We start from the raw sequence: 5957 nt of genomic DNA on the forward strand, positions 1-5957 counted from the left end.
ACGCCGCGGTGGTCCTCCTCGCGCTGGAGTCCGCCGCCCCCTGACCCGCGAGTCGCCCGTTCCCGACACGCGAGTCGCCCGTCCCACGAGGGGGTCAGCGCGCGAGGCCCCGCAGCTGCCGCGAGACCACCGACAGCGTCGCCAGGTCGAGCTGCCCGGCGGTGCTCACCTCCTGCAGCGCGGCCCGGGCGCGCACGAGCCGCGACGCGTTCGCCTCCTCCCACTGCTCGATTGCCGCGTCGACGGGCGTGCCCGGCGCGGCCTCCCGCAGCGTGTCGAGGGTGATCGCGCGCAGCGAGCCGTACAGGTCGTCGCGCAACGCCAGCCGGGCCAGCGCGTGCCACCGGTCGCCGCGCTCCAGGGCGGTCACCGACGTGAGCATCAGGTCGACGCCGAGGTGCTCGGAGAGCCCGTAGTACAGGTCCGCGACCTCGTGGGGCTCGCGCGGCTCCCGGTCCCGCTCGGACAGCTCGGTGAGCTCGACGACGTCCAACAGCCCGTAGCCGTACATCAGCGCGGCCGACCGCAGCGCGCACTCCGCGGCCACACCCGCCGACCGCAGCTCGGCGGCCTTCATCTCGACGGCCGCCCGCTCACGACCCCGCAGCAGCTGGGGCAGCTCCGCCCGCAGCGCCCGAACCGTGTCGGCGAAACGGGCGGTCTCGGCCCCGACGGCCAGCGGCTGCGGGCGGTTGGTGAGGAACCAGCGCGACGCGCGGTCGAGCACGCGGCGCGACTCGAGCACGATCGCGTCCGACACCGCCGTGGGGATCCGCGACGCACGCATGTCGGCCCATAGCTGCGGGAGGTCGAAGACCACGGTCGTGACGGCGTAGGCGCGCGCCGCGTCGGTCGGGTCGGCCGAGAGCTCCTCGCCGAGCCGGAACGCGTAGGTCATCCCGGCGCCGTCCACCATCTCGTTGACGAGCTGCGTGGTGACGATCTCCCGCCGCAGCGGGTGCCCCGTGATCGCCTCCGGGAAGCGCTCGCGCAGCGGCCCCGGGAAGTAGCCCGGCAGCCGCCCGGCGAACGCCGGGGTGTCGGGCAGGTCGGTGCCCAGCACCTGCGCGGTGAGGTCGAGCTTGGTGTGGGCGAGCAGGGTGGCGAGCTCCGGGCTGGTGAGCCCGGTGTCCGCCTCCTCGAGCGCCGCGAAGCCCGCCTCGTCGGGGAGCACCTCCAGCTCCCGGTCCAGCTCCTCCCGGTTGGCCAGGTACGTGGTGAGCCGGGCGTGCACGCCCACCATCGCCGGCGCGTGGGCCCGGGCGATGCCGAGCACGTCGTTCTGGGCGCGGTTGTCGGCCAGCACGAGGTCGGCCACCTCGTTGGTCATCTCCGCGAGCAGGGCATCGCGGCCGGGGCGGTCCAGCTCGCCGGCGGCGACGAGCCGGTCGAGCAGGATCTTGATGTTGACCTCGTGGTCGGAGCAGTCCACGCCCGCCGAGTTGTCGATCGCGTCCGTGTTGATCTTGCCGCCGTTCCGCGCGAACTCGATGCGCCCGCGCTGGGTCAGCCCGAGGTTCCCGCCCTCGCCGACGACCTTGACCCGCAGCTCCCGGCCGTCGGCCCGCACGGCGTCGTTGGCCTTGTCGCCCGCGTCGGCGTGCGACTCACTCGAGGCCTTCACGTAGGTGCCGACGCCGCCGTTCCACAGCAGGTCGGCCGGCGCCCGCAGGATCGCGGCGATGAGCTCGGGCGGATTGAGCTTCACCACGCTGTCCGGCAGCCCGAGGGCCGCCCGGATCTCCGGCCCGATCGGCACCGCCTTGGCCGTACGCGGCCACACCCCGCCGCCCTGGCTGATCACCGACCGGTCGTAGTCGTCCCATGTCGAACGCGGAAGCGCGAACAGCCGCTCGCGTTCGGCGAAGCTGCGCGCCGCGTCCGGGGTCGGGTCGACGAACACGTGCCGGTGGTCGAACGCCGCGACCAGCCGGATGTGGCGCGACAGCAGCATTCCGTTGCCGAACACGTCGCCGGACATGTCGCCGATCCCGACGACGGTGAACTCCGTGGTCTGGGTGTCCACGCCCAGCTCGCGGAAGTGCCGCTTCACGCTCTCCCACGCGCCACGGGCGGTGATGCCCATGGCCTTGTGGTCGTAGCCCACCGACCCGCCGGAGGCGAACGCGTCGCCCAGCCAGAACCCGTAGGACGCGGCCACCTCGTTGGCGGTGTCGGAGAACCTCGCGGTGCCCTTGTCCGCCGCCACCACGAGGTAGGAGTCGTCGCCGTCGTGCCGGACGACGTCCGGCGGCGGCACCGTCTCACCGTCGACGAGGTTGTCGGTGACGTCCAGGAGGCCCGAGATGAACGTGCGGTAGCAGTACTCCACCTCGGCCGCGCCGGCGTCGGTGTTGCGCACGATGAAGCCGCCCTTCGCGCCGACGGGCACGATCACGGCGTTCTTGACGGCCTGCGCCTTCACCAGCCCGAGAATCTCCGTGCGGTAGTCCTGTGGCCGGTCGGACCAGCGCAGCCCGCCACGTGCCACCGGACCGAAGCGCAGGTGCACGCCCTCGACGCGCGGCGAGTACACGAAGATCTCGAACTTCGGCCGCGGCGCCGGCATCCCCGGCACCTCCGACGGGTCGATCTTGAACGAGAAGTGCGGCCTGCCGCGGAACCAGTTGGTGCGCAGCGTGGCAGTGATCATCGCCAGATAGGTGCGCAGGATGCGATCGGCGTCGAGCCCGGTGACCGCGTCGATCAGCCCGCGCACCTCCGCCAGCGCGGCCAGCACCTCCCGCTCGCGCTCCGGCAGCGCAGGGTCGAACCGCGCGCGGAACAACGCCATGAGGGCCCTGGCGACGTCGGGCTGCGCGAGCAGCGTGTTGGCCATGTACTGCGGGCCGTAGGGACTGCCGAGCTGGCGGGCGTACCGGGCGTAGGCGCGCAGCACGGCGACCTCCCGCCACGGCAGGCCGGCCCGCAGCACGAGCGCCGAGAACCGGTCGGACTCCGCGTCGCCGCACCAGGCGGCGGTGAACGCCGCACAGAAGCCGCTCTCGATGGCGTCGTCCGAACGGCTCGCCACCGCCGCGCGCGTGGTGTCGTCCAGGCGCACGCCGAAGTCGTAGAGCCAGCAGCGCAGCCCGTCCTCGCGGACGAACTCCGACGGCCGCTCGTCCAGCACGTCCACCCCGAGCTGCTGCAGCAGCGGCAGCACCGCGGTCAGGGTGGCGGGGGCCCCGGCGAGGTAGAGCGTGAAGCGGCGCTCGCCCTCGGCCGACGCGGTCGCGGCCCGGTACAGCCGCACGCCGAAGTCGCCGGGCCCCGACAGCGCCGTGATCCGCCGCAGGTCCTCGACCGCGTGCTCGGCCCGCACGGCCGCCTTGTACGCCTCCGGGACGCCCGGCAGCAGCGAGGCCACACCGGCCGAGTCGGGCAGCGCCAGCAGCCGGTCGTCCCACGTGCGCACCGCGTCGGTGAGCTCGTCCTGCAGCGCGGCGACGTCGACGTCAGCGAAGCCGGGGGCGTCGGGGGCGGCGTGCACCATGAAGTGCACCAGCGCGAGCCGCGACTCCGACACCCGTGCGGTGTGGTCCACGCTGCGGCCACCGAGGCGCCGCTGCAGCACCTCGGCCATCCGCAGCCGCGACGCGGTGGTGTAGCGGTCGCGGGGCAGGTAGACCAGGCAGGACAGGAACCGGCGGTACGGGTCGCGCCGCAGGAACAGCCGCACCGCGCGCCTGCCCGCAACCGCGAGCACCCCGACCGCCGTGTCGTGCAGGCGCTCCTCGGTGGCGCTGAACAGCTCCTCCCGGGGCAGCCCCGAGATCACCTCGAGCATCTGCTGGCCCGAGTAGGACTCCAGCGGGAACCCGGCGCGGTGGATCGCCTCCCGGACCCTCCGCTCGACGACGGGGATGTCGAGCACGCTCTCGTAGAGCGCCGGCACGGTCAGCGTGCCGAGGAACCGGTGCTCGCCGGTGCGCCGACCGGCCGCGTCGACGGTGGTCACGGCGAGGTAGTACGGATGGACCGGACGCAGCGGGCTCGGCGCGTTGGCCCGGGTGATGACGAGCAGGTCCCGGACGTCCTCCTCGGCGTCGCGCCGCGGGGCGAACGTCGTGGTGATCCCCGAGTCGCGGCGCAGCACGCCCAGCCCCGACTCCGGGTCGGCGTGCAGGGCCCCGTCGGGTTCGGCCGCGTAGTAGCGGTAGCCGAGGAACGTGAAGTGCCCGTCGGCGAGCCAGTGCAGCAGCTGCGCGACGTCGGCCGGGTGGGTGCCCTCCGGGTCGGCCGGCTGCGACGGCAGGGTCTCGGCCAGTTTCCTCGCCTTGCCGACCATCGGCTCGGCGTCCTCCACCACCTCGCGCACGTTGCGCAGCACCCGGCCGAGCTCGCGCTCCAGGTCGGGGGTGGGCACCGTCGCCGGGCTGAGGTCGAGGTGGATCCACGACTCGACGAGCGTGTCGGCAGGCGGCTCGGCCGGATCCGCGTCGGTGAGCACCTCCGTGAGCTCACCGTCCTCGGCCCGGCGGACGACGACGATCGGGTGGATCACACGCTGGACGTCACCGCCGATCCGGGCGACCCCGGCCAACAGCGACTCCACGAGGAACGGCATGTCGTCGGTGACGATCTCCACCACCGGGCCGAGCTCCGCAAGGTCGTCCTCCGGCCCCGGCGCGGCGGGCGGCTCCGGGTCACGCACGCGGATCAGCGGCTCGCCGGGGGCGCGGCGGGCGGCCAGCCGCAGGTGCCCCTTGGCGGCGGCCAGCAGCACCGGCAGGTGGTCGCCGCCGACACCGCGCAGGTCGGGGGCGTGGCGCGCGTAGAGCGCGCCCAGCGCCGTCAGCTCGGTGTCCGGTGCGGGCTCCGCTGCCCGCTCGCGGGTCCGGCTCGTCACATCAGCTCCCAGGCTCGTCGACGGCCGCGGGTGGACCGGCCGCCGGGGTGGTGATCACCTCGTGGGCGACGTCGCAGTCACCCTAGTGCGGCGGGAACTCGCCGGCGCGCGGCGGCGGCGCCGCCGCACGGGGCACCCGCCGGACGGCCCAACGGGCTCGGCGATCGGTCCATCGAGCGCTCCCCGGATAGGCGGTTCCCCCGCGGTTGCCGCCGGTCCCTGACGATCGACCGCTCAGATCCCGCGGTACGCCGCGAGCGCGCCCGCGAGCAGGTCGGCGATCCCCAGCCCCTCCGTCGACACCGGCTCCGCCTGCCGCTCGGCCTGCTCGGCCCGGTTACCCGAGCTGCCCGCGTCGGCCGGTTCGGACTCCGCCTCGGACTCGGGTGCCTCGTCGTCCGCGCCGCGGCGGTGCCGTCTGCCGCCGCTGCCCCGGCGCACCTCCACGCCCTCCATCCGGAACGGCGTGCGACCGGCGGCGTCGTGCCGCCCCGCCGCATCGGCGTCGGGCACCGGCGAACCCTGCGCGCCCAGGGGATCGACTCCGGTCGGAATGCCCGACGGCGCGCCTTCCTCCTCCCGGTCGCGGCCATCCGCGGCGCGCCGGGACCGACGTGCCGGGGCAGCACCGTTCCCGTCCGCCGAGGCCTCTCCGCGGCGCACCCGCACCTGGTCCAGGCGCTGCAGGATCTGCGCCCCGACCACGCCGTCGGCGTCGTGCACGGCGGCCCTTAGCTGCAGACCCGCCATGTCCTCGTCGGTGCCGAAGTCCTCGAACAGCCCCGGCAGCGTCCGGTGCATCCACTCCGTCGCCGCCACGCGGTCCCAGCCGGGCCGCGACACCGACAGCGCATCGGTCTCGTCGTAGCGCACGCGAGCGTCGGGCGGCAGCCGATCGGCGAGCCGGTCGCCGACGCCGCGCACCACGGCGCCGGCACGGCGGCCTGCGAAACGCCGCCCCTCGCGCGCCACGTCGACCACCACCGCACAGCCGGTCCGGCCGTCGGCCGCCGCCGGGGACGCGGACTCGGGGGCGGCCGCGCCGGGACGGCCCAGCACGCGGTCGGGGTCGGCCAGCGCCGCTTGCAGCCAGTCGGCGGCGTGG

At 74.7% G+C, this 5957-nt stretch carries 2 protein-coding genes; both read right to left on the bottom strand.

Features of this window, described 5'->3' with window-relative positions; all coding sequences use genetic code 11:
* Window positions 1-94 precede the first annotated feature (94 nt).
* Window positions 95-4852, bottom strand: a complete 4758-nt coding sequence (locus tag KME75_RS39315) for an NAD-glutamate dehydrogenase (RefSeq protein WP_308283470.1) — start codon at window positions 4850-4852, stop codon at window positions 95-97.
* Between the two features lie 234 nt (window positions 4853-5086).
* Window positions 5087-5957 (bottom strand): hypothetical protein (locus KME75_RS39320; protein WP_219420066.1); only part of this gene is annotated, 871 nt, incomplete at its 5' end.

Origin of the sequence: Pseudonocardia nigra (assembly GCF_019396355.1) — a bacterium.
GTDB classification, from domain to species: Bacteria; Actinomycetota; Actinomycetes; order Mycobacteriales; family Pseudonocardiaceae; genus Pseudonocardia; species Pseudonocardia nigra.